At 25.1% G+C, this 25,112-nt stretch carries 25 protein-coding genes; 17 read left to right on the top strand and 8 right to left on the bottom strand.

Translation table 11 applies throughout. From position 1 onward, the window contains the following. Window positions 1-323: 323 nt before the first annotated feature. The 3 genes from B5D11_RS07475 (at window position 324) to B5D11_RS07465 (ending at window position 2,640) form a co-directional block, all read left to right on the top strand. The gene (locus B5D11_RS07475) at window positions 324-1,502 is read left to right on the top strand and encodes an aminotransferase class I/II-fold pyridoxal phosphate-dependent enzyme (protein ID WP_078682426.1); all 1,179 of its coding nucleotides are present in this window, start codon (window positions 324-326) and stop codon (window positions 1,500-1,502) included. A gap of 84 nt (window positions 1,503-1,586) precedes the next feature. Next, the gene (locus tag B5D11_RS07470; RefSeq protein WP_078682425.1) at window positions 1,587-2,144 is read left to right on the top strand and encodes a manganese efflux pump MntP; all 558 of its coding nucleotides are present in this window, start codon (window positions 1,587-1,589) and stop codon (window positions 2,142-2,144) included. A 79-nt stretch (window positions 2,145-2,223) separates the two neighbouring features. Further along, window positions 2,224-2,640 carry a Fur family transcriptional regulator gene (locus B5D11_RS07465; RefSeq protein WP_078682424.1) on the top strand — a complete coding sequence of 139 codons (417 nt, stop codon included), beginning with the start codon at window positions 2,224-2,226 and terminating at the stop codon, window positions 2,638-2,640. A gap of 38 nt (window positions 2,641-2,678) precedes the next feature. Here B5D11_RS07465 and B5D11_RS07460 read toward each other — a convergent pair whose 3' ends face one another. Both B5D11_RS07460 and B5D11_RS07455 read right to left on the bottom strand, forming a co-directional pair. Continuing rightward, entirely contained in the window at window positions 2,679-3,473 is a 795-nt protein-coding gene (locus tag B5D11_RS07460; protein ID WP_078682423.1) for a metal ABC transporter permease, read from the bottom strand. Between the two features lie 12 nt (window positions 3,474-3,485). Further along, complete coding sequence (locus B5D11_RS07455; RefSeq protein ID WP_078682422.1) at window positions 3,486-4,145, bottom strand: metal ABC transporter ATP-binding protein; 660 nt, start codon at window positions 4,143-4,145, stop codon at window positions 3,486-3,488. Window positions 4,146-4,336: 191 nt separating this feature from the next. Here B5D11_RS07455 and B5D11_RS07450 point away from each other — a divergent pair, with 191 nt between their 5' ends. The 3 genes from B5D11_RS07450 to B5D11_RS07440 all read left to right on the top strand — a co-directional run bounded on the left by B5D11_RS07450 (window position 4,337) and on the right by B5D11_RS07440 (window position 7,064). Next, window positions 4,337-4,738: a DUF6762 family protein gene (locus B5D11_RS07450; RefSeq protein ID WP_078682421.1), complete on the top strand. Its 402-nt coding sequence runs from the start codon at window positions 4,337-4,339 to the stop codon at window positions 4,736-4,738. 125 nt (window positions 4,739-4,863) lie between these two features. Continuing rightward, window positions 4,864-5,925 (top strand): HD-GYP domain-containing protein, encoded by a 1,062-nt coding sequence (locus tag B5D11_RS07445; protein ID WP_078682420.1) that lies wholly within the window; start codon window positions 4,864-4,866, stop codon window positions 5,923-5,925. Between the two features lie 140 nt (window positions 5,926-6,065). Further along, a complete protein-coding gene (locus B5D11_RS07440; RefSeq protein ID WP_078682419.1) occupies window positions 6,066-7,064 on the top strand; it encodes a rhomboid family intramembrane serine protease in 999 nt (332 codons plus the stop codon). Between the two features lie 333 nt (window positions 7,065-7,397). Here the strand turns inward: B5D11_RS07440 and B5D11_RS07435 are convergent, their stop codons facing one another. Beyond that, window positions 7,398-9,140: an ATP-dependent metallopeptidase FtsH/Yme1/Tma family protein gene (locus B5D11_RS07435; RefSeq protein ID WP_078682418.1), complete on the bottom strand. Its 1,743-nt coding sequence runs from the start codon at window positions 9,138-9,140 to the stop codon at window positions 7,398-7,400. Window positions 9,141-9,399: 259 nt separating this feature from the next. On the opposite strand from B5D11_RS07435, the gene B5D11_RS07430 reads away from it, so the two are divergent. The 3 genes from B5D11_RS07430 (at window position 9,400) to B5D11_RS07420 (ending at window position 11,109) form a co-directional block, all read left to right on the top strand. Next, the gene (locus B5D11_RS07430) at window positions 9,400-10,371 is read left to right on the top strand and encodes a YkvA family protein (RefSeq protein ID WP_078682417.1); all 972 of its coding nucleotides are present in this window, start codon (window positions 9,400-9,402) and stop codon (window positions 10,369-10,371) included. Continuing rightward, window positions 10,346-10,810 (top strand): ribonuclease HI, encoded by a 465-nt coding sequence (gene rnhA, locus B5D11_RS07425; protein ID WP_078682416.1) that lies wholly within the window; start codon window positions 10,346-10,348, stop codon window positions 10,808-10,810. Before B5D11_RS07430 ends, rnhA begins: the two co-directional genes overlap by 26 nt. A 128-nt stretch (window positions 10,811-10,938) precedes the next feature. Beyond that, window positions 10,939-11,109, top strand: a complete 171-nt coding sequence (locus B5D11_RS07420) for a YtxH domain-containing protein (protein WP_078682415.1) — start codon at window positions 10,939-10,941, stop codon at window positions 11,107-11,109. A 31-nt stretch (window positions 11,110-11,140) separates the two neighbouring features. On the opposite strand, the gene B5D11_RS07415 is transcribed toward B5D11_RS07420, so the two are convergent. Both B5D11_RS07415 and B5D11_RS07410 read right to left on the bottom strand, forming a co-directional pair. Then, window positions 11,141-11,872, bottom strand: a complete 732-nt coding sequence (locus B5D11_RS07415) for a type 1 glutamine amidotransferase (RefSeq protein ID WP_078682414.1) — start codon at window positions 11,870-11,872, stop codon at window positions 11,141-11,143. Between the two features lie 27 nt (window positions 11,873-11,899). After that, entirely contained in the window at window positions 11,900-13,252 is a 1,353-nt protein-coding gene (locus B5D11_RS07410; protein WP_164850156.1) for a Mur ligase family protein, read from the bottom strand. A gap of 278 nt (window positions 13,253-13,530) precedes the next feature. Here B5D11_RS07410 and manA point away from each other — a divergent pair, with 278 nt between their 5' ends. From manA to B5D11_RS07390, 4 genes are all read left to right on the top strand, one after another. Further along, on the top strand, window positions 13,531-14,508 hold the full coding sequence (gene manA / locus B5D11_RS07405; RefSeq protein ID WP_078682412.1) for a mannose-6-phosphate isomerase, class I: 978 nt from the start codon (window positions 13,531-13,533) through the stop codon (window positions 14,506-14,508). Between the two features lie 104 nt (window positions 14,509-14,612). Next, window positions 14,613-15,059 carry an FUSC family protein gene (locus B5D11_RS07400; RefSeq protein WP_078682506.1) on the top strand — a complete coding sequence of 149 codons (447 nt, stop codon included), beginning with the start codon at window positions 14,613-14,615 and terminating at the stop codon, window positions 15,057-15,059. Between the two features lie 314 nt (window positions 15,060-15,373). After that, the gene (locus B5D11_RS07395; protein WP_078682411.1) at window positions 15,374-16,471 is read left to right on the top strand and encodes a 6-phosphofructokinase; all 1,098 of its coding nucleotides are present in this window, start codon (window positions 15,374-15,376) and stop codon (window positions 16,469-16,471) included. An 89-nt stretch (window positions 16,472-16,560) separates the two neighbouring features. Then, window positions 16,561-17,340 carry a serine hydrolase gene (locus tag B5D11_RS07390; protein ID WP_078682410.1) on the top strand — a complete coding sequence of 260 codons (780 nt, stop codon included), beginning with the start codon at window positions 16,561-16,563 and terminating at the stop codon, window positions 17,338-17,340. A 282-nt stretch (window positions 17,341-17,622) separates the two neighbouring features. Here the strand turns inward: B5D11_RS07390 and B5D11_RS07385 are convergent, their stop codons facing one another. Continuing rightward, on the bottom strand, window positions 17,623-18,483 hold the full coding sequence (locus tag B5D11_RS07385; protein WP_078682409.1) for a ComEC/Rec2 family competence protein: 861 nt from the start codon (window positions 18,481-18,483) through the stop codon (window positions 17,623-17,625). Window positions 18,484-18,596: 113 nt separating this feature from the next. Here B5D11_RS07385 and B5D11_RS07380 point away from each other — a divergent pair, with 113 nt between their 5' ends. After that, a complete protein-coding gene (locus B5D11_RS07380; RefSeq protein ID WP_078682408.1) occupies window positions 18,597-19,325 on the top strand; it encodes a lysophospholipid acyltransferase family protein in 729 nt (242 codons plus the stop codon). 65 nt (window positions 19,326-19,390) lie between these two features. Here the strand turns inward: B5D11_RS07380 and B5D11_RS07375 are convergent, their stop codons facing one another. Then, window positions 19,391-19,993 carry a DUF1836 domain-containing protein gene (locus B5D11_RS07375; RefSeq protein WP_143327683.1) on the bottom strand — a complete coding sequence of 201 codons (603 nt, stop codon included), beginning with the start codon at window positions 19,991-19,993 and terminating at the stop codon, window positions 19,391-19,393. Between the two features lie 385 nt (window positions 19,994-20,378). On the opposite strand from B5D11_RS07375, the gene B5D11_RS07370 reads away from it, so the two are divergent. The 3 genes from B5D11_RS07370 (at window position 20,379) to B5D11_RS07360 (ending at window position 23,457) form a co-directional block, all read left to right on the top strand. Continuing rightward, window positions 20,379-21,839: an aminoacyl-histidine dipeptidase gene (locus tag B5D11_RS07370; protein ID WP_078682406.1), complete on the top strand. Its 1,461-nt coding sequence runs from the start codon at window positions 20,379-20,381 to the stop codon at window positions 21,837-21,839. A gap of 47 nt (window positions 21,840-21,886) precedes the next feature. After that, window positions 21,887-22,393 (top strand): D-glycero-alpha-D-manno-heptose-1,7-bisphosphate 7-phosphatase, encoded by a 507-nt coding sequence (locus tag B5D11_RS07365; RefSeq protein ID WP_078682405.1) that lies wholly within the window; start codon window positions 21,887-21,889, stop codon window positions 22,391-22,393. Between the two features lie 134 nt (window positions 22,394-22,527). After that, window positions 22,528-23,457, top strand: coding sequence for a S66 peptidase family protein (locus B5D11_RS07360; RefSeq protein ID WP_078682404.1), 930 nt, complete (start codon window positions 22,528-22,530; stop codon window positions 23,455-23,457). 83 nt (window positions 23,458-23,540) lie between these two features. On the opposite strand, the gene gltX is transcribed toward B5D11_RS07360, so the two are convergent. Then, window positions 23,541-25,001 carry a glutamate--tRNA ligase gene (gene gltX / locus B5D11_RS07355; protein ID WP_078682403.1) on the bottom strand — a complete coding sequence of 487 codons (1,461 nt, stop codon included), beginning with the start codon at window positions 24,999-25,001 and terminating at the stop codon, window positions 23,541-23,543. Between the last annotated feature and the right edge of the window lie 111 nt (window positions 25,002-25,112).

Raw genomic sequence — 25,112 nt, 5'->3', positions numbered from 1 at the left:
ATAATAAAATAATAATTGTCTTTGATAAGTAAAAATATTTCCTGCTTGGTCCCTGCTCGGATTATTATTTTACTCTATTAAGATTTAAGGATTATATTAGTGCTTAGTAAAATAATAATCCTCTCTGGTCAGATAAAAGATATTCCCTGTTTAGATTATTATTTTACCAAATTAAATTTTAACGATGTATAAAAGTAAAAAACTAGTAAAATATCTTAAAAAATTATATGATATTTTTTAGTTATGTGCTAATATTGTGATATAATTATTTTAAAATGCATTCATTATTTTGTTTTTTATTATGGAAGGGGAGAAAATTTCCAATGGTTGATATTTTCGAAAAATGTTTTAACTACACTGATGCTAAAGAAGCTATGAAAGCAGGTATATATCCTTATTTCCATGCACTTACCTCAGGTCAAGATACTGAAGTTATAATGGATGGTAAGAGAGTTATAATGCTTGGTTCTAATAACTATCTAGGGCTTACTTCAGATCCAAGACTTAAAGAGGCGGCTATTAAAGCTATAGAAAAATATGGGTCAGGATGTTCTGGCTCTAGGTTTTTAAATGGGACTTTAGATTTACATATTAAACTTGAGGAAAAACTTGCATCTTTTGTAAAAAAAGAAGCAGCTTTAGTTTTTAGTACAGGTTTTCAAACTAATTTAGGAATTATTTCTGCACTTGTTGGAAGAAATGATTATATAATTGGTGATAAACAAAATCATGCAAGCATTGTAGATGCTTGTAGGTTAAGCTTTGGAAGATTGTTAAAATTTAAGCATAATGATATGGAAGATTTAGAGAGAATATTAGAATCTATTCCAGAAGATAAAGGAAAACTTATTGTAGTTGATGGTGTATTTAGTATGGAAGGTGATATTGCAAATCTTCCTGAAATAGTTAGACTTGCAAAAAAATATGGAGCTAGAGTTATGGTAGATGATGCTCATGGTCTTGGCGTTATGGGTGAACATGGCCGTGGTACAGCAGAATATTTTGGATTAGAAGATGAAGTTGATATAATAATGGGAACATTTAGTAAATCTTTAGCAAGTTTAGGAGGTTATGTTGCCTCAAAAGAAGATGTTATACATTATATAAAACATAATTCAAGGCCATTTATATTTAGTGCGTCTATACCTCCAGCAAATGCAGCAGCTGCTATGGAAGCTTTAAATATATTAGAATCAGAACCAGAAAGAATTAAAAAATTATGGGAAAATGCTGAATTTATGAAAGAAGGATTTAAATCAATGGGGCTTTCAGTTGGAGGGACTAAAACTCCAATAGTTCCTATAATCGTTGGAGATGATTATAAAGCTTTTAAAATGACTATGGAACTATTAGATGCAGGTGTATATGTAAATCCAGCAGTTTCACCAGCAGTTGAAAAAGGTTGTGCTCTTCTTAGAACAAGTTATACTCCTACTCATACAAAAGAACAACTTGAATTTGCATTAGAAGCCTTTGAAAAAGTTGTTAAAAATTATAAATAAATATATGTAGTTATGTCCGCTTTTTAGCGGACTATTTTAGTAAAAATTTAATTATAAATTTACAAAAAGAAAGGAAGATATATTTTGGAATATTCAATATTTTCTATTTTTACTATAGCTATAGGATTATCTTTAGATGCTTTTGGAACAGCTGTATGTATAGGGTTAAATAATCATATAAGAAGAAATAATAAATATTTATTTGCATTATCTTTTGGATTTTTTCAGTTTTTATTTTCTTTAATTGGTAGTTATTTAGGTTTTTGGTTTAACACTAAAATAGCTGCTATACCAGAAACAATTGGAGGAATTATTATAGGAATAGTTGGTATTATGATGCTTAAAGAAGGATATGATAATAAAGGAGAATGTCCTTTAATTAAACCAAGTATGTATATTATATTAGGGATATCTGTAAGTATAGATGCTATGGTTGTTGGTTTTACTGTATTTCATAACATTAATAATATTTTTATAATGCTTGAATATACTATATTTATTGGAATAGTTACTTTGATAGCTTCTATTGGAGCTTTTTTAATATCTAGATATTTAAAAAAAATAAATGCAGTATATAAATATGCTGACTATTTAGGTGGTATTATACTTATTTTATTTGGATTAAAGATGATATTTTTATAGATAAGTGATTTTTTAATCCTACATTAATTTTATATAATATGTTATAATATTATATAAAATTATATAATGTGGTGATTGAATGGAACCAGAAAATCTTTTAAAAAAGAATAACATAAAAATTACAAAAGGAAGAATTGGTATACTTAATATACTTTTAAATACTGAAGATGCAGTAACTGTGGATTATATATATGAGCAGTGTAAAGAAAGAGGATTAAAAATAGATCTATCAACAATATATAGAACAATGGATATATTAGAAAATAAAAATATAATAGAAAAATTAAATTTAGGTGAAGATAAATTTAGTTATATAATAAAAAAAGAAAATCACAAACATATATTAGAGTGTAGTCTTTGCCATAAAGAAGTGGAAATTGATTGTCCTATGCTTCAAATAGAAGAAATAATTAAAAATAAAACAGGGTTTGTATTAACGGAACATGATCTAAAAATAAAAGGTATATGTGATGAATGTAAAAATCATTCAAAATAAAAAGAATATGTAGTATCAATTGATACTACATATTCTTTTTATTTTTTTAATACATTTTTAAAAACAATAATAAGTACAAGTAAGATAACTGATACTAAAGATATAGTACCTCCGGGAGCACTATTTATATAATAAGATAATATAAGTCCTAAAATAATATCTATAAAAGCAAATAATATAGAATAAAAAAGAGTTTTTTTAAATCCTTTATTAAGCTGCATAGAAGTTGCAACAGGTATTACTATCATAGAAGAAATAACAAGTATACCCATTATTCTTATGGATACAGATATAGTTGCTCCAACTAAAAGTATGAATAAATAATTTATAAGTTTAACATTTATTCCTGAAATAAAAGCTCCTTGCTCATCAAAAGTTATATATAGCAGTTTGTTGTATAAAAATATTAAAAGAACAATAGAAATTATACTTAATATGGAAATTATATATAAATCTTTAGAAGAAACAGTAAGTATACTTCCGAATAAAAAAGAATTTATATTAGCAGATGCTTTACCAGTACTTATTAATATTATTGCTATACCTAAACTTAATGTAAGTATTATAGACATTACAAGTTCGGAATATTGTTTATAGTAATTTCGTAAAATCTCTATAAGTATTCCACAAATAGAAGTAAAAATAAAAGCAGTAAGGAGAGGATTAAAACCTAGAATAAGACCTATAGCAACTCCAGCAAGAGAAGAATGTGACAATGTATCACCCATCATAGAATATCTTCTAAGCACAAGAAAAACCCCAACTATTGGGCAAAGAATAGAAATTAAAACGCCTGCTAACAGAGCGTTTTGCATAAAACTATATTGAAGCATATTTTCCTCCATTTACAATAAATTTATATTAAAGTATTTGCTAAATTCAGATGCTGTATAAAGAGTGCCTTTCCCATCATCCATTTTAAATATATGGGTTGAATTAGATAAAGCAGCTTCTAAATTATGTTCTACTGAAATAACAGTTACACCTAAATTTTTATTTAATTGTTTTATAATAGTATAAATCTCTTTCTGACTTTTAATATCAATGCCTGTAGAAGGTTCATCGAGTATAAGAAGTTCAGGATTTCCCATTATGGCTCTAGCTATAAAAACTTTTTGCATTTGACCTCCAGATAGATTGCCTATAAGTGAACTTTTATATTTAATCATATTAATTTTTTCTAAATTAGAGGTTATTAAATCTTTATTTTTAAGTTTTAAAACTTTTCTATGACATTCTAACATTTCTTCTACGGTTATTGGAAATTGAGGATTATATCCTTCCATTCTTTGAGGCACATAACCTATTTTATCAGTATTTATTGATATAGTGCCGAATTTAGGTTTAAGGAAACCAAGTATAAGCTTTATTAATGTACTTTTGGCACTACCATTTTTGCCTATTATAGATAGATAAGAACCTTTATCTATATGTAAATTTAGGTTATCAATTAAATAAGGTAAAGAATTGTTATATGAAAAACATAATTCATTTATTGTAAGCATAAAGCTTTCTCCATTCTTAAATATTATTACTAATATAATTATATATAAATGCAAATTATTTGCAATAGATTTTTAATAAAGACAAAAAATTTTTTGTCTTTAAATGTTTATTTTATAAATAAATTTTTGTTTAATAAATATAAATTTATGATATCATAATTATATATTTAATTTTAGAAAGGATGATAATTTTGGATTTTTCATCATTAGTTCTCATGGAAAAGGATATAAAAACCAATCAATTTATAAAGGAAATGGGAAGTTTTGCTGTAAATGAAGGAGCAGAGTATATAACTAAATTTTATTATGATGGAGAAAAGGTAAATATATTTTTTGATACAAATAGAGATGTTGAAGAATGGGAATTTTATGCTATTTATGATTTATTTGATGGTTCAGCTTTTGAAGAAAATGGTTTTATATTAGAAGAGGTAGATGATGAATATAATCCTACCTGGGTTTTAAAATTTGATTATATAGAAGAACATAATAAAATGGAAGAAAAAATACAATTAGCTTGTGAAATAATTGAAGAAGAAATGAATAAAGTTTTTGAAAATATAAAAAACAAAGAAGAAGAATACAAAGAATAAATAAAGTATAATATTTTAAAATTCTACATTATTACTAAATATATTCTAAAAAAACAAAAAAATTGCTGAATTTTACAATATTACATAGTATAATAAGAAGGACAAAAGAAAAAGGCAGGTATACTATGAGACTTGAATTTATTGATAGAGTTAAAGATAATGAAGTATTGGGTAAAAATATATTAACAAATGATGGTAAAATTTTATTAAAAGAAGGAGTTCGTCTAAATAGAACTTACATTAAGAAGCTAAAGGAATTAGGCGTATTTTATATATATATTGAAGATGATAGACTTGAAGATGTAGAAATAGAAGATAATAAATTATTAGAGCTTAAACAAGCTGTTATGAAAAATATGTCTACCATATTAAAAAATGTTTATAGTTGTAATAAAATAAAAGTTAGCGAATCTTTAGAGATAGTAGAGGACCTTGTAGATTATATAATTAACATGGGTGATGTAAATAAAAGCTTATATGACATACAAACCTATGACAATTATACATTTGTACATTCACTAGATACTTGTATAATGTCTTGTTTCCTTGGGATATCTTCAGGACTTTCGGGGAAAGAACTTAATGAATTAGCTATAGGTGCTATTCTACATGATATAGGTAAAATAAAAATATCTAATAAAATTATAAACAAAAAAGGTTCCTTGACAAATGAAGAATTTAAGGAAATAAAAAAACATCCACTTTATGGTAAAGAAATACTTATAAAAAATGTTAATATACCTTATAATGCAATTAAAGCTGTTGTTCAGCATCATGAAAGAGTGGATGGTAAGGGATATCCTTTTAATTTAAAAGGAAATGAAATTTCTAAATTTGGTAAAATAGTATGCATTTGCGATGTATATGATGCAGTTGGAAGTGATAGGGTATACAGAAAAAAATTTAGCCCTAATGAAGCTTATGAGCTTATTTTAGCAGGAAGTTCTCAAGCTTTTGATGAAAATTTTGTAAAAAATTTCAAAAGTACTTTTTCTGTTTATCCATTAGGCACATGTGTAAAATTATCAAATTCTATAGAGGGATATGTTGTAAAACAAAATAAAAATTTTCCAGATAGACCAGTAATAAGGGTTATTTATGATAGTGAGACAAAACTTCCAATACAATTTTATGAAATAGATTTATTAAAAAATAATAATTTAGTTATTGAGTCTATGGTGTTTTAAAAGTGGCTGTCCTAAAAATAGAAGTTAATTTGTATAATCTATTTTAAGGCAGCCACTTCACTTTTAGTTTGAAAAATTAGATAAATATCAATATAATTTAATAAATTAAATATCATAGAGGGAGGGGAATAAAATTATTTATGAAAGAAAATTATATAAAATATATTATAAATGAAATGTGTAGATTTTATGGTTATGGAGTCATTATAATAGATGATATTTTTATGTTTGAGTCTAATTGGGCATTAGTAAAAAATATAAATTATAATAAAAAAAGAGTTATATTATTTATAAAAAGCGATGAAGAAAAATACGATGATTTTTCTTTGCTTGAATATTTACAATTAAAACTAAATTGTTATGATATAGATATTGTAAAAATATATTTGATTGATGTTAAAGAATATAATTTAGAATTAAATTATACTAATTTAAAAGATGATTTGATTTATATAGACTATAAAAATAATAAAATAATTAAATATGGCTATAAAGATCAAGATTTTGTGCAAGAATTAGCAAGTATAATCTATAATAATGAAATTGCAAATAAAAAAGAAAAGGAAAAGTTTAAACCTATAATCACATATTGTATTATAAGTTTAAATATAATTATTTATATAGTTACAGCTATTTTGTCTAAAAATATTTTTTATAGTGATATAAATGTACTTATACATTTAGGTGCTAAATATAATCCATACATAAGGCAAGGACAATTTTATAGGTTAATAACATGTATGTTTTTACATGGTGGAATAGTACATTTGGTATTAAATATGTATTCTCTATATTCTATTGGGCCTTTAGTTGAAAAATTATATGGTAAAATAAAATATATAATTATATATTTTGTAAGTGGAATTATGTCTTCTTTATTTAGCTTTATGTTTTCACAAGGGGTATCTATAGGAGCTTCTGGAGCTATTTTTGGACTTTTAGGAACAATTTTTGTTTTTGCAATAAAGATGAAAGAAATTGTAGGTAAAGATTTTTTAAGGAATATTACTTCGGTAATTATAGCTAATTTAATATTAGGGCTTACAATATCTAATATAGATAATTTTGGGCATTTAGGAGGAATTATAGGAGGAATTATATCAGGATATTTATTATATATATTAAAGTTTAAAGCTTGATGTGTTAGTTTTAAAGTTATATATTATCAAGTAAAATAATAATCCTCTCTGGTCAGGTAAAAGATATTCCCTGCTCGGATTATTATTTTACTAGATTAAGTTTTAAAGTTATATATTATCAAGTAAAATAATAATCCTCTCTGGTCAGATAAAAGATATTCCCTGCTCGGATTATTATTTTACTAGATTAAGTTTTAAAGTTATATTATTATCAAGTAAAATAATAATCCTCTCTCATCAAAAAAATAAAAAGTCATGCATATAAATAATTTTCTTTAATTTATGCATGACTTTTTATTTATTAAGAATATTTATATATAATTTAAAAATATTTTAAGCTGCTAATAAATTTTCAATATCTTCATAAAGAAGTGTTTCTTTTTCTATTAAAGCAGTTGCTATTTTTTCTAATAAATCTTTGTTATTTAAAATTATGGATTTAACTTCTTCATATAAAGAATTTACAGTATTTTTACATTCTTTAACTATGTCTTCAGTACTTATATAATTTAAATAAGATAACTGTTCTAAATTTAAAAGACCTAAAGTTTCTCCCATTCCATATTGAGTAATCATGCTGGAAACTATTTTAGTTGTTTGTTCAATATCATTATGAGCCCCAGTTGTTATAAATTCAGTTCCAAATATTATTTCTTCAGCTGCACGTCCAGCAAGTAGAACCATTATTCTTCTTTTTAAATAATCTTTGTTTTGATAAAGTTTATCTTCAGGTATACTTAAAGTATATCCTCCAGCTCCTTTACTTGTAGGAATTATTGTTACTTTAGATAATTTATCATTAGGGAGCACTTTAAGTGTTAAAAGAGCATGTCCAGCTTCATGATAAGCTGTTATTTTTTTATCTTTATCTTTTATATAATCTCTTTCAATTTTTTCATAACCTGCAAGTACAATTGAATAAGCTTTATCCATGTGAATATTTTGAATAAATTTACTGTCCTCTTTTGCTGCAAGTATAGCAGCTTCATTTACTAAATTTTCAAGTTTTGCTCCTGAAAAATATGAAGTTTTTTGAGCCCATTCATGGATATCGATATCTTTTACAGGTTTATTTTTTAAATGAAGTGCTAATATTTTTTCACGAGCTTTAACATCTGGAAGAGTTATTTCAATATGCCTATCAAATCTTCCAGGTCTTAAAAGTGCAGGATCAAGTATATCCAGTCTATTTGTAGCAGCCATAACTACTATGCCGTCTTTTTCATTAAAACCAGACATTTCAGTTAAAAGTGCATTTAAAGTCTGATCTCTTTCATCTGATCCACCATTTTTAGATCCATCTCTTTTTTTACCTATAGCATCAATTTCATCAATGAATATAACAGCTCTGCCACTTGCTTTAGCTTTTTTAAATAGTTGACGTATTCTGCTTGCACCTACTCCTACATAGACTTGTACAAAATCAGAACCAGAAACTGCATAAAATGGTACATTTGCTTCTCCAGCAACTGCTTTTGCAAGAAGAGTTTTACCTGTACCTGGTTCACCATAAAGTATTATACCTCTTGGCATTCTAGCTCCATAAGCATTATATTTTTCTGGATTTTTAAGAAAATCTACAATATCTTTTACACTTTCTTTGGCCTCTTCATTGCCTGCAAAAGAATTAAAATTAAAAGGAATATTTGATACAGATGAAACGTCAAGGCTGTCAACTCCTTTTAATTTTTTAGTATTTAATCCTTTAGTTTTAACGGCCATAACAGCCATAAATGCTAAAGAAGAACTTAAAAGTATAGTTGGAATTGCCTGTTTAGGAGAAAGCGGTGAACTTTCAGAAACTTTAATACCTTGCTTTAAAAGCTCCTCTTTAAAATTATCTGTTCTTGGATTATCTGTTTCATATATTTCTCCATTGTTCATTTTTGCTTTAATTTTAGAAGAGTTAGTAATATAAACTGTTGATATATTTTTATTTGAAACATCTCTTAAAAAATCAACATAAAGTTTATAATATGAAGACTTGCCGGTTAAGTTAAAACTTAATAACACTATCGAAGATAAAACAGCTATAAACGCAGGTATATAGATATATTTTTTCTTATTTTTGTTCATGCCTATGATAACCCCCTCTCAATAGTTGTTTAATATAAAAATATTTATTTATTATTATTTTAAATTATTAGGATATAATTTATTAAAATATTCAATAATCATAATAAATATTATAATTATTAAAAAAAATATGTCTAATGAAAATCATAAATTTTGCTAAAGTAAATTATTCCAAAGAATAAAATGGTTGTTGCATTAATTAAAATTTATTATATACTTTAATTATGTTCATAGATATAAATTAAAAGGGGGAATCTATATGAACGTTAGTAGTACTACTGTAAAATTAACATCTAAAGATTTAATTGAAATTGTTAAAGAATATATTAAAGTTGAAGGCTTAAAAATTGAAAATTTAGAAATAGATGAATTGATAAATATTTATGGAAGTTATAAAAAGGGAGTAAAAATTCCATTCAGACTAACTGTAGGATTAGGTAATATAAAAAACAATGAATTATGTGTTAAAATTTTTAATTTTAAAATTGCTAAAATAGGAATAACATCTTCAGTTAAAAGATTTGCATTAAAAAATCTTTTAAAAGATTTTGAGAAAAATGGCATTATTGTAAAAAAAGATAATTTATATATAGATTTAAATTTGATATTAAAATTTATACCATTTTTTTATTTTAAACTAAATAATATAAACTTGTTAAAAAATGCAATAGAAATTGAAATTTCTGATATAATATATGAACCATCTAAAGAAACTTCAAAATTTGATTTAAAAAAAGAAAAAAATCAATATAAGGCATATGATACTTATAATAAAATAAGGAATAATTTAAAAAATAAAGTTGATTATAAATATAAAGATATATTAGAATATGCATTAATTATACCAGACATTACAGTTCTTTTATGGAGACTTTTTAAAGACAAAAGAGTAGACGCAAAAACTAAAATTTTAGTAGGAAGTCTTATTGGGTATATTTCTTCTCCAATAGATATATTGCCTGATTTTATACCATTTATAGGTAAAATAGATGATGTTGCTATTATATTTTTTGCTATGAATAAAATAATAAATGAAATACCTGAAGAAATTATATTATCAAATTGGAGCGGTAAAGAAAATATTATAAAAATTATAAAAGAAGGAGTATCTTTTATATCAAATATGGTTGGAGCTCAAAATGTTGCCAGACTTTTAAAATATATTAAAAAATTATCAACAAAGGCTAAAAGCGGGGAGAAAGTAAATGAAAAAAGTAGAAATATATACTGATGGAGCTTGTAGAGGCAATGGAAAAGAGAATACTATAGGTGCTTTTGGCATTATACTTATGTATAATGGCATCCAAAAAGAAATAAAAAAAGCTTTTAGAAATACAACAAATAATATAATGGAACTTACGGCAGTTATACATGCTTTGTCTATGCTTAAAGAACCATGTAAAGTTAAACTATATAGTGATTCTGCCTATGTAGTTAATGCTGTAAATCAAAAATGGCTGGAAAATTGGCAAAAAAATGGATGGAAAAATTCATCTAAAGAGCCTGTTAAAAATAAAGAACTTTGGGAAAATTTAATAAAACTTCTTAAATATCACGATGTGGAATTTATTAAAGTTAAAGGACATTCTGACAATCAATACAATAATAGATGTGATAAACTTGCTAATGAGGCAATGGATGAATTGATTAACAGTAATTTCAATGACTAATAAAATAAAAATTGCATATTCTAATACTATAATAAACAATAAATGATATTTAAAAAATGTCATAATTTACAATATGATATTTTTAAATATTAATTTGTTTATCTAAAACAAGAAAGGGGTGTTAGAATATGGGATTTATGAAAAGTGCATCTGCAGGAGTTATGATTGGAGCTGTAGCAGGAATGTTAATTGCTCCTCAGCTTAATAGAAATACAAGAAAAAAACTTAGAAAATCTGGAGATATGATGATGGGAATGGTAGAAGATGTATATGATGGAGTTATAAGAAAAATGAGATAATTTTAAATTATAGTGAAAAAAGAGGACGAAATTATGTCCTCTTTTTTTCTCTGTTTACAATAAATTCTTTTGCTTTAATTTCAAAATTATCATCAAGATCTTCTAAAATTAAGCCACTTCCATATTTTTTCTCTAAAGCTTTTATAATAAGTCTGTCAGCTAATTCAGGGTTTTTAGAAAGAAGAGGACCATGAAAATAAGTGCAGAAAGTATTTTTATAAATACATCCTTCAAATCCATCTTCACCATTATTACCATAGCCAGCTATAACCTTACCTAAAGGCTTAAGATTACCTATATAGGTTTTACCTGAATGATTTTCAAAACCAACATAAGTTTCATTAAATTCTTCATTATATATAACAGTATTACCAATAAATCTTTTATTTGACCCTTCAGTATATATATCTAAAATTCCTAAACCTTGAAGCTTTTCACCTTTAGGAGTAGTATAATATTTTCCTAAAAGTTGATATCCTCCACATATACTTAAAAATACTTTAGAAGATTCTATGTATTTACTTATACTAGATGCTTTTTTGTCCATTAAGTCTTTAGAAACTATGGACTGTTCGTAATCCTGACCTCCTCCAAAAAACACTATATCAAATTTATTAGGATCGAAATCATCTCCTATAGATATATTAGATATGTTTACTTGTATTCCTCTTTGAACTAATCTGTATTTGAGTATTAATATATTTCCTAAATCACCATATACATTTAATAAGTCAGGATATAAATGACATATATTTATTTCCACAATTTTCACCTTCACTTAAAATAAAATCTACCACAATTTTTTGATATACCCTTTTTTATGTAAAAATTTTCTAAAATTAATCATAGCAGTATAAGTTGCTAAAACATATATTGTAGAGGTATTACATTTTTCTATATTTTCAAGAAGCGATTCAAAAGTTTCGCAAAGAACAAAATTTTCTTTTGAAATGCCAGAGACTTTAAGTCTTATTGCCATATCATATAATCTTGTACCGGATATTAATACTTTATCTAAATCTATATAAGAAAGTTTATCAAAGTCTACATCCCATATCCAAGATATATCTCTTCCATCAGCATAATTATCATTTAATAAAAAGGCAGCACTTATCTTTTTTTTATCAAGAATAACAGTATTTATAGCTTCATTAAAGCCAGCAGGATTTTTTACTAATATAATTTTAACTTCTTTATCATTTATATTTAATGATTCCTGTCTTCCAAAACTACTTGATGTACTTTTAAATACATTAAAAATTATTGAATTATCTATACCTAAAGTTTTACATACAGCATAAGCACATAATGCGTTATAAATATTATATGTACCAGGCTGATTAATTAGATATTCATTTCCATCTATATTAACTAAAGAAGAACTTGAAGTTTGATTTATTATATTATTTAAAGAATAATCAAGTTCAGGTCTTTTATATCCGCAATTAGAGCAAAAGAATTTACCTAAATGATTATAAGTAATAAATTCATAACTATATGGAGTTTTGCACTTTTTGCAAAATTTTGAATCTGCATTTATGTCTATGCTGTTTTTAGATTCAGATGAAAAATTAAATCCATAATATAAAATTTTATTTGAAAGATTTAAATCACCTAAAAGAGATTCATCACCATTTAATACTAATATAGAATGAGGTGTTTTTTCTATTCCTGATAAAATTTTATTTAATGTTGTATAAACTTCTCCATACCTATCAAGTTGATCTCTAAATAAATTAGTAACAGTTATAATTTTAGGCTTTATAAATTCGGTAATTAAAGGCACATTAGCTTCATCTACTTCAATTACTGCATATTTTTTAATATTATTATTTTTTTTAAATTTATAATGTTCTATAAAACAGGATACTATACCAGTAAGCATGTTGGCACCTGTATTATTAGTTATTACAAATTCATAATTTTGCTTTAAAATATTATATATAAAATTTGTAGTTGTAGTTTTACCATTTGTTCCTGTAACAAGTATAACGTCATAACCTTTAGAAGTTACAGATAAAATATTTTTATCTATCTTAAGTGCTATTTTACCAGGGAAATTGCTTCCACCTTTAAATAATATTTTAGATAATTTTATTATTATTTTAGATATTATAATGCTAAATAAAGACCTTACTTTAATTTAAAACACTCCCTTTTACTTTTGTATTATTTAATTATTATTATAATTTATATTTATAATTTAATTATTGCCATTATTATTTTAGCATAAATATTAAATTTGAAAAATATATTTAAAATTTAAATAAAAAATTATAACAAAATTATAAATAATAATTATGTTATAATATTCGTATAGTTTTTTTATTAAAGTTTTGATAGAATATTTATAAATTAAATTGTTATAAAATTATAATTATTTTATTATGATTATTAAAATTTTCATGGGAGGGCTTTTAAATGTATCCATTAAAATTTGAAAACATATATTTTGAAAAAATTTGGGGAGGAAGAGATTTAGAAAATTTTAGAGATAATCTTCCAGAAGGTAATATTGGAGAAAGTTGGGATGTTGCCTGTCATCCACATGGTACAAGCGTTGTAGCAAATGGTAAATTTAAGGGAATAAAATTAGATGAACTTATAAAATTAAAAGGTGATGAACTTTTAGGTACACAAATACCAAAAGATTGGTTTCCACTTTTAGTAAAATTAATTAATGCTAAAGATAAGCTTTCAGTTCAAGTTCACCCTAATGACAAATATGCTAAAGAAGTAGAGGGGGAAATGGGTAAAACAGAGGTATGGTATGTTGTTGATGCTTTTGAAGGAGCTAATTTAGTTGTTGGAACAAAAGATTGTACAAAGGAAGAATTTAAAAAAGCTATAGAATCAGGCAATTTTGATAACCTTATGAATAAAGTATATGTTAATAAGGGAGATGTTTACTTTGTAAAAAGTGGATTAATTCATGCTATTGGAGAAGGGGTAATTATTGCAGAAATACAGCAAAATAGCGATACAACTTATAGAGTTTATGATTATAATAGAGGAAGAGAGTTACATATTGATAAAGCTTTAGATGTAGTTGATCTAAATTTGAGAGGAGAAAAAAGCAGAGGATTAAAGCTTGAAGGAGATGGGTATAGTAAAACTTATTATTGTCTTTGCGAAAATTTTGCTCTTGAACTTTATGATATAAATAAAAGTTTAAAAGAATGTAGCGATATAGAAAGATTTTACATATTTACTGTTGTAGATGGAGAAGGAGAAATTATATATAAAGATGGAAGTGAAAAAATAAAAAAAGGAGATAGCTTAATGATACCTGCAGCTTTAGGAAGTTATGAAATAAAAGGTAATATTAAACTTTTAAAAAGTTATGTTCCTAATGTTTACAAAGCTCAAAAGGAAATAATAAATAATGTTATGTGTTAAACTATATAAATTTATTTTATATTAAAAATTTTAAATTTTTGTTTATACATAAAAATAAAATAGGCGAAGTGATACATTTGAATATTAAATTTAAAAAAATTGGCATGAGAAATATAAAAACAGCTATAGCAGTATGTATATCAATTTTGATATCTGAAATATTAAATATGGAATATCCTTTTTATGCTGCTATAGCTTCTGTGATTTCTATGCAAGGATCAGTAGAAGGCTCTTTAAAGGCTGGTAAAAACAGAATGGTTGGGACTTCTATAGGTGCTTTTGTAGGGTTTATTTTTTCAAGTATAATGCCTGGTAATATTTTATTTATAGGGATAGGGATTGTTTGTGTTATATATTTATGTAATTTGTTTAATATAAAAGAAGCTTCTTCAATAGGTTGTATTGTTTTTTGCGCTATAATGATTAACTTAAAAGAAAGTAATCCTCTTTTTTATAGTATTAACAGGCTCTTAGATACTTTTGTAGGAATAATTGTTTCAATTGTTGTAAATTATTGTATTACTCCTCCAAAAGATAAACAAAAATGTTAATATTAATGCATATAAATAATAAATTTAAGTAAAAAAGTTTTAATATATTTTTAATTTTATATTTTAAGTATATTGTTTTTTAATTCAGATAATAAAATAATATGTTCAAAGAATATTCATTTTCAAATTCTAAATTTATGTATTATAATATATATAAAATATATATAAAACGTTATGATAAAACTTGACAAAGTAAGATAAAAAAAGTTAGTATATTAAATAATAGTATGTAAATTTAGAAAAAACAAAAAATATTTAAAATTAATATTTTAAGGTGTTTAATTGAACTAAAAACGTTTTGGAGGGATATGTAAATGGCAGAAAAAATAAAAAGAATTGCACTATTAACAGGTGGTGGAGACTGTCCTGGATTGAATGCGGTAATAAGAGCTGCTACTAGAACTGCAATTTTAAAGTATGGTTATGAAGTTATAGGTTATAAATTTGGTTATAGAGGTCTATATAATAATGACTATGTTAAATTAGATCTTGAAAGCGTTTCTGGTATACTTCATAGAGGAGGTACTATATTATATAGTTCTAATAAAGATAACCTTTTCGATTATCTTGTAGAAGAAAATGGTAAAATGGTAAAAAAAGATGTATCTGATGTAGCTGTAGAAAATTTAAAAAAAGCGGGAGTAGATGTATTAGTAGTTATTGGCGGAGATGGAACATTAACAAGTGCAAGAGATTTTGCTAGAAAAGGAGTAAAGGTTATAGGTGTTCCTAAAACTATAGATAACGATTTAGCTTCTACAGACATAACTTTTGGATTTAATACTGCTGTTGAAATTGCAACAGAGGCATTAGATAGACTTCATACTACAGCTGAATCTCATCACAGAATAATGATACTTGAAGTTATGGGTAGAAATGCAGGATGGATTGCACTTGAGTCAGGTATAGCTGGTTCTGCAGATGTTATATTAATACCTGAAATTCCTTATGACATAAATAAAGTAGTAGAAAAAATTTATGATAGGAAAAAAGAAGGGAAAGTATTTAGCATTATAGTTGTTGCTGAAGGTGCTAAACCTAAGGATGGAGATGTTGTAGTAAATAAAATAGTTGAAGATAGTCCAGATCCAATTAGATTAGGTGGAATAGCTAATAAACTTGCTGAAGATTTAGAAAAAATAATAAAAGATCATGAAATAAGAAGTACAGTATTAGGTCATGTTCAAAGAGGAGGAAACACTTCAACTTACGATAGAGTACTTTCAACTAAATATGGAGTAGCAGCTGTTGATTTAATAAATGAAGGAAAGTTTGGCAATATGGTTTGCTTAAAAGGTAATAAGTTATCTTATGATTCTCTAGAAAATGTTATAGGAAAAACTAAAAATGTTGATCCTGATGGAGAGCTTGTAAGAGTTGCAAAAAGTATTGGAATATCATTTGGCAATTAAAAATTTGGGCGTGCATAATCTGCATGCCTATTTGCTTGATATTTTTATAATATAATTAATATTCAGGGAACTAGTAGGAGAAGAATGATATGAAAGAATTAAAGAGATATTTAGATCAAAGAATAGGAGAATATAGTTTTTATTTTGAAGATATTAATAGTTCTTATACTTATAGTTTTAATGAAAGAATAAAAATGCCTTCAGCAGATTGTATAAAAATTCATATTGCTATTGCTTTATTAAAAAAAGTTCAGGATAATTTTATTGATCTTTATGAAAATGTTTTAATAAAAAAAGAAGATATGGTTTCTGGAGATGGAATTATTCATGAATTTGATGAAAAAGAATATAAAATAATTGAGCTGTTAAATGCTATGCTTATACAAAATGATAATACTGCTGCAAATAAGATTATAGATATAATAGGAATGGAAAGTATAAATGAAGTTATAAAAGAAATGGGATTAAAAGATACTGTATTGAAAAGAAAAATGATGGATTTTAAATCTCATGAAAAAGGGTTAGAAAATTTAACAACAAGTTTAGATTTAGCCAATTCTTTAAAATTAATTTATCAAGGTAAGTATTTAAATGAAGAATATAGTAGCATTATTTTAAATTCTTTGCGTAAAAGCCAAGATAGAAGAAAAATTCCTTTTTATATTCCTGAAAAAGAATGGAAATGTATAGGTAATAAAACAGGTAGTTTACATGGAGTTGAAAATGATGCAGCAATTTTAAATACAAAAAAAGGAGATTTTATATTTGTAGTTATGGCAAAAACTCTTCCCAATAATGTATATGGAATTGTTACTATATCGAGATTAGGGAAAATGATGTGGGATATAATAGATAAAAGCTGGAAATAAATTATTATTTATAATTAAAATAGATTTGTAAATGATTTTTGTAAACGTGATTATTTATTATATACCAATAAAAATAAATTATAATTAAAATAAATGTATTGAAATTATAGATATCCAACTTTAAAGCTTAACGTAATAAGTTTTGTAAAATAATAAATTTCTTTGCTTAGATAAAAATATATTTACTAGTTAAATTATTATTTCATCATACTAATGTTAAATCTTTAAGTTGGATATCTATGTTTTATAATTTTTACTATAAATAAAATATAAATAATTAATTTATTTTTTTATTATATTTTTTCCATCACTAGATAGCACAATTGTGCCGTTTAGATCAGTTCTATATATAGTAATATTTCTTTTATTTAAGTTAGAAATAGTTTCTTTATGAGGATGACCATAATCATTATTTTTACCACAACTTATTACTGCAATTTTAGGAGAAACTTTATCTAAAAACTTAGAAGAAGATGAAGAGGAACTTCCATGATGACCAAGTTTTAAAACGTCAGAAGAAATATCTATATTATTATTTATTATTTCTTCTTCGCTTAGTTTTTCTGCATCACCCATAAAAAGAAATTTAGTATTTTTATAAGTTAACTTTATTACAGCTGAATAATTATTAATTTCTTTATAATTTTTATTATTTGGAGCTATCATTTGACATTGCACATCTTCTCCTAAATCAAGTTCTACTCCTTTAAAAGCAGTTTTTATTTTTTTGCCGTTTAAAGCTTTTATCATATTTTCAAAAGTTTTTGTTGTAGTAATTTTTTTTGGAGCATAAAAGTCATCAATAACAAAATTTTTAATTACTTCACTCATTCCACCTATGTGGTCTTCATGAGGATGAGTAGCTACAACATAATCAAGCTTTTTTACCTTTTGATTTTTCAAATAAGATACTATTTTTTCACCATCATCCTTATTTCCTGCATCTATTAACATATTTTTGTTATTTACTTGTATTAATATACTGTCACCTTGACCTACATCTATATAATGTACAAGTAAATTATTTTTTAATTTTATATCTGTACTATAATTTGAAACTTCTTGTAAAGTACAACTTGTAAAAATTAATATAGTAAAAATAAATATTGTTGTAATTTTAAGCAAAGTGTTTTTTACCTTCACCAATAACACCTCTTTATGAATTTGTGTATCTATACTATCATACATAAAGTCGTCTTGCAATAAATAATATAAATTAGTATAATAAATGTATTAATTTATTAGGGGGAAAGAACATGCCATATTTATGGATTTTTTATGGAATATATTTTATAATTAAAACATATATAAAAAGATTTAAGTTTGAAATATTAAAGAAAAATATGACAGAGCAAGAAATAGATTTATATTCTTATAAAGAAGTAAAAAACTTGGCAAAAGGTTTAGTAGAAAAATCTCATTCTAAAGTAAATGTAGTTGGTGCTGAAAATATACCACAAGAAGCTTGTGTATTTGTATCTAATCATCAAAGTGATTTTGATATATTAGCAATGCTTGGATACATAGATAAGCCAATGGGATTTATAGCTAAAAAAGAACTTGAAAAGCTTCCAGGAGTAAATTACTGGATGAAGCAGATACATTGTGTTTTTATGGACAGGGAAAATTCTAGAGATTCAGTAAGGGCTATATTAGATGGCATTGAAAATTTAAAAAAAGGATATTCAATGGTTATTTATCCAGAAGGTACTAGAAGTAAAGGAGAAAAACTTTTAGAATTTAAAAAAGGTGCTATGAAATTAGCTACGAAATCTGGTGCGCCTATAGTACCAATTACTATAAATGGTACTTATAAAATTTTTGAAGCACAAGAAGGCAAAAAAATTAAAGCGGCCAATGTAGATATTATTATATCAAAACCTATATACACAAAAGAATTATCAAAAGAAGAACAAAACAAATTGTCAGATACTGTAAAAGGCATAATAGAAAAAAATTTAAAAAGTCTAAATGAACAAAAATAAATATGCACTATAAATAACTTAAAATGTTATTTATAGTGCATATTTATTTTTGAATATTTAAAATATTATTTTTGTGATTTATTTTTAAAAAATTCATCTATAATTTTTTCTGCCATTCTTTTGTGAAGATTAGCAGAATTTATAAGAATTAATACAATAAGTATAAGTATTGTATAATCATCATTTTTATCTTTTGTATAAAAATCTCCTTCACTTACTAATTTGATTTTATCTTTAAGCCATTGGGCAAATTCATTTGATTGGGGTTTTATTAATTCTAAAAATGTAGAATAAAGTTTTTCTAAATTTGAAGAAGCATCTTTATCTTTTGAAAAATTTTCTATAATAGGAGATAAAATTAAACCTATATCATTAATAGAAAGTATTTGTTTTAAATTATAAATTAAAGATAATAAAATAATTTGATCTTTCGAATATTTTTTACCTTTTATAGGTAGAAGAAGCTTTGCTTTAGCATAATTGTTTATCATAGTTTTTGTTAATATTTTATCTTCATCGTCTCTTTTTAAATTTTGAAGCTTATCATTAAAAAAAGTAGTTACTTGATCTACATAAAGATCTACACAAGGTATATCTGAAAGTTTTATTTCTTCTGTAGTACATATTTTTTCTATAAGATTAAATAAAGTTTCTTCGATTTTTTCCAAAGTACTCACTCCAAAATATAATAATTTGTATTAAATTTATTATATTAGTTGATATTATAATAAATTAAACATAAAACAATTATATATATTTTAAATAGTAATAACAAGTTATAAAATACATTATTAAATTTTATAAAATATAAATATATATAGATAGATACTAAAGTTTCAAAGCTTTATCACTATAATAAAATAATACTCTATTGATTTACTTCAACATATAGTGGTCAATTCTAAGGGAAAATACTTTTTGTTGGATAATCATATTATTATTTTTCTAAACTATATTTAGTTTTTATATTAAATATATATAATCAACTTGATTTTTATATTTTATTATGTTTAGCTATAATGAGAAAATAATTAGGAAGGGTTGGTAATAATTATGAGCAATATATTAAATAATTTAAAACCTTATGAAGTGTTTAAATATTTTGAAGAAATAAGTAATATTCCAAGAGGTTCGGGGAATGAAAAAGCTATTAGTGATTATTTAGTAAATTTTGCAAAAGAACATAACTTGGAAGTAATTCAAGATGAAGCTTTAAATGTAATAATAAAAAAACCTGCTTATAAAGGTTATGAAAATGCACCTATTGTTGTGCTTCAAGGTCATATGGATATGGTTAATGAAAAAAAACAAAATGTAGAACATGATTTTAATAAAGATCCTTTAAAGCTTAGAGTTGAGGGAGATAAAATTTATGCACTAGGAACTACTTTAGGTGCAGATAATGGTATAGCTATAGCTTATTCTTTAGCTATTTTAAGTTCTAATGATATACCTCATCCTCCTCTTGAAGTACTTATAACTACAGATGAAGAAACAGGTATGACTGGAGCCAAAAACTTAAATCCTGAACATATAAAAGGAAGAATATTAATAAATATGGATTCAGAAGAAGAAGGACAATTATTAGTAAGCTGTGCTGGAGGAGTTAGATTAAGAAGTGTTCTTAAAATAGATTGGGAACAAAATATAAAAGAAAATTTTGTTTGTGCTGAAATTAAAATCAGAGGGCTTAAAGGTGGTCATTCTGGTATGGAAATAAATAAAGGAAGAGGAAATTCTAATAAAATTATAGGACGTATACTTTATGATATTTTAAATACATTTGATTTTCGCCTAATATCCATAAACGGTGGGAATAAGGATAATGTTATTCCTCGTGAAGCTTATGCAGAAATTTTAATAAAAAAAGATTGCATAGAAGATATAAAGTTATTAATAGATAAATGGAATAAAATTTTACAAAATGAATTTAAAATATCAGATCCTTATATCAATGTAGATTTTAATATAGTTTCAAAAACTTTAAATAAGGTATTTTCAAAAGAAAGTACAAAAAAAGCAATTGAATTTTTATATTTAATACCTAACGGAGTTCAAACTATGAGTATGGAAATAGAAGGATTAGTTGAAAGCTCTATAAATCTAGGTGCTGTGAAAACAGACTCTGAGTCAGTACATTTTAATAGTGCTGCAAGAAGCTGTGTTAGAAGTTTAAAAGAAGATATTGTAAATAAATATAAAATAACAGCAGAAGTTTTTAATGCTGAATTTTACAAAGAAGCAGATTATCCAGAATGGAAATATAACCCAAATTCTAAAATAAAAAAATTATTTCAAAAGGTATATAAAGATCTTTACGGTAGAGAGCCTGAGATAGTAGCTATACATGCAGGTGTTGAATGTGGTTTATTTGAAGAAAAATTTGGTGAAATAGATATGATATCTTTTGGACCTAATATTTATGATGTACATACTCCAAATGAAAATATGAGTATATCTTCCGTTCAAAGAACATGGAAATATCTTTTAGCGGTATTAAAAGAAATAAAATAAGTATAATATTAAAAGAAATAAAATAATATAATTTAGGTGGTGAAAAAATGAATAAAGCTTTATTTTTAGATAGAGATGGAGTGATAAACGACAATTCTAAAAAGCACGTAAATAAGCCTGATGATTTAATAATTTATGATGGAGTAAAGGAAGCTTTAAAAAAAGCTTATGATGGAGGATATGATTTATTTATTGTAACAAATCAAGGTGGAATTGAAATGGGACATTTAACTAAAGAACAACTAGAAGATATTCATAAAAAAATGATTGAAGAACTTAAACCTTATTGCAGCTTTAAAGAAATAAAATATTGTCCTGATTTTAATAAAAAATCTAACTGTAGAAAACCAAATCCTGGTATGATACTTGAACTTTCTAAAAAATATAGTGTAGATTTAAAAAACAGCTGGATGATAGGTGATATGGATACAGACATTGAAGCAGGAATTTCTGCAGGATGTAAAACTGCCAAAATAGGTACAATAAATGAAAATGCAGATATAAATGGTAAAAACCTTTATGAAGTTGTAAATAAAATAATGGAATTACAATAGAGATACTAATACAAAAATATTTTTTAGTTTTAAATTTTAATTTTATATAAAAATTAACTAAATTGAATATTTTATATTTTAGATATTTTAAATGTATAAAAGTTTTTATAGAAATAATATAGGGAGATTATGCAATGAAAAAACCAAGAGCATTAAAAAAAGGTTCCACTATAGGCCTTATAGCTCCATCTAGTCCAGTAAAAAATATTAGTATAGTTTATAAAGCTATAAAAATATTAGAAGGACAAGGATTTAATGTAGTAACTGGAGAAAGCATAAGTAAAAGACATGGATATCTTTCAGGCGAGGATTATATAAGAGCTAATGATATAAATAACATGTTTAAAGATAAAAATATAGATGGGATTTTTTGTTTAAGAGGAGGTTATGGAGTACCAAGAATTTTGGATAAACTTGATTATAACTTGATAAAAAATAATCCCAAACTTTTTATTGGTTATAGTGATATAACAGCTCTTCATATAGTATTAAATCAAAGATGTGATATTATTACTTTTCATGGTCCTATGGTAGCTTCAGATATGATAGATGATTTTGATGAATTTTCTAAACAAAGCTATTTTAGAGCTATAACATCTGTAGAATCGCTAGGTGAGATTAAAAACCCTGAAGGTATTCCTATTAAATCTATGGTTAAAGGAAAAGCTTTTGGAAAAATAATAGGAGGAAATTTGTCTTTAATAGCTGCCACTCTTGGAACTCCTTATGAAATAAACACTAAAGGAAAGATTTTATTTTTAGAAGATATAGATGAATGTACTTATTCAATAGACAGGATGTTAACTCAGCTTAGACTTGCAGGAAAGTTAAATGATTGCAGAGGAATAATTTTAGGAGACTTTAAAAACTGCAATCTTCAACGTGAAGATGATCTTACACTTATGGAAGTATTTAATGACATTATAAAAGAATCAGGAAAGCCAACTATATATAATTTTAAAGCAGGACACTGTAAGCCTAAGGTAACATTGCCTCTTGGAGTAAAAGCTTATATAGATGCGGATGAATGTACAATTAAAGTATTAGAAAATGCTTTAATATAAAAATATAAAATATTATATTAAAAGCCATACATAAAAAAGGATTTGCCTTAATTATGTATGGCTCTTAAATTTATTTAAAATATTTATGCATTTTTTAATTTTTCAATGCCAATTTTAATTCTTCTTAAAGATTCCTCTTTACCCAATATTTCTGCAATTTCAAAAGCACCACCTGGAGTAAATGCTTTTCCTGATAAAGCAGTTCTTATTGGCCATAACATAACGCCATTTTTAATTCCCATTTCTTCAATAAGTTTAAATATAGCATCATGAAGAGAATCAAAATTCCAATTTTCTATGTTTTCAAGAACTGGTAGAGCTTTTTCTAAGCTAACCAATGAATTTTCAAGATTAGTCTTCATTTTTTTATGAATATATAATTCATTAGAGTACTCAGGAAGGGAATTAAAAAAGTCTATTTGTTCTGGAATTTCTCCAAGTACTTCAGTTCTCGTATGAAGAAGAGAGCTTATTTTAAATAAATCAATATTAGGATTTGTTATACTTTTTTCATAATAAGGCAAAGCTTTTTCATGAAATTCTTCAAGGGAAAGTTTTTTAATATATTCACTATTCATCCATCTTAATTTTACAGGATCAAAAATAGCTGGTGCCTTATTAATATGAAGATAATCAAATTCTTTTATAAGCTCATCTAAAGAAAATATTTCTTGTGTAGTTCCAGGATTCCATCCAAGAAGAGCAATATAATTGATTATAGCCTCCTTAAGATATCCTTTAGCTATTAAATCTTCAAAAGAAGCATCTCCATTTCTTTTACTTAATTTATTATGAGCATCTTTCATTATTGGAGGACAATGTACATATATAGGTATATCCCATCCAAAAGCTTCATAAAGACGATTATATTTTGGAGATGAAGATAAATATTCACTTCCTCTAACAACATGTGTTATACCCATAAGATGATCATCAACTACATTTGCAAAATTATATGTAGGATATCCGTCAGATTTTATAAGTATCATATCTTCAAGTTCAGAATTATCAACAGAAATTTTCCCATAAATAACATCATCAAATGTTGTAGTACCTTCTGTTGGATTATTTTGCCTAATAACATAAGGAATACCTTGAGCTAATTTTTCTTCTACCTCTTCTTTACTTAGATGAAGACAATGTTTATCATATTTAAAAGGCCTTTTTAATGCTTCTGCATTAGCTTTTAACATATCAAGTCTTTCTTTAGAACAAAAACAATAATAAGCTTCTCCTTTTTCTACAAGTTTTTTAGCATATTCAAGATAAATATCCTTTCTTTGACTTTGAACATATGGTCCAAAAGGGCCTCCAATATCTGGACCTTCATCGTGAATGAGGCCAGTAGTTTTTAAAGTATTATAAATTACATCTGTAGCACCTTCTACATATCTTTCCTGATCTGTATCTTCAATTCTAAGTATAAATGTACCATTTTCATGTTTTGCTATTAAATAAGCATATAATGCCGTTCTAAGATTTCCAACGTGCATATAACCAGTTGGACTAGGTGCAAATCTGGTTCTTATCTTACCTTTACACATTTGTTTCACTCCTTAAAATATATGCATTTTTATATACATAAAATAAAATCCTCTCAAATATGAGAGGATCAAATATATTTAAAATCCTCTTTTTATCATATAATAATGAAT

Origin of the sequence: Clostridium sp. USBA 49, from assembly GCF_900167505.1 — a bacterium.
Taxonomy (GTDB): Bacteria; Bacillota; Clostridia; order Clostridiales; family Clostridiaceae; genus Clostridium_AT; species Clostridium_AT prolinivorans.
This window is presented reverse-complemented; position numbering and strand designations above follow the sequence as displayed.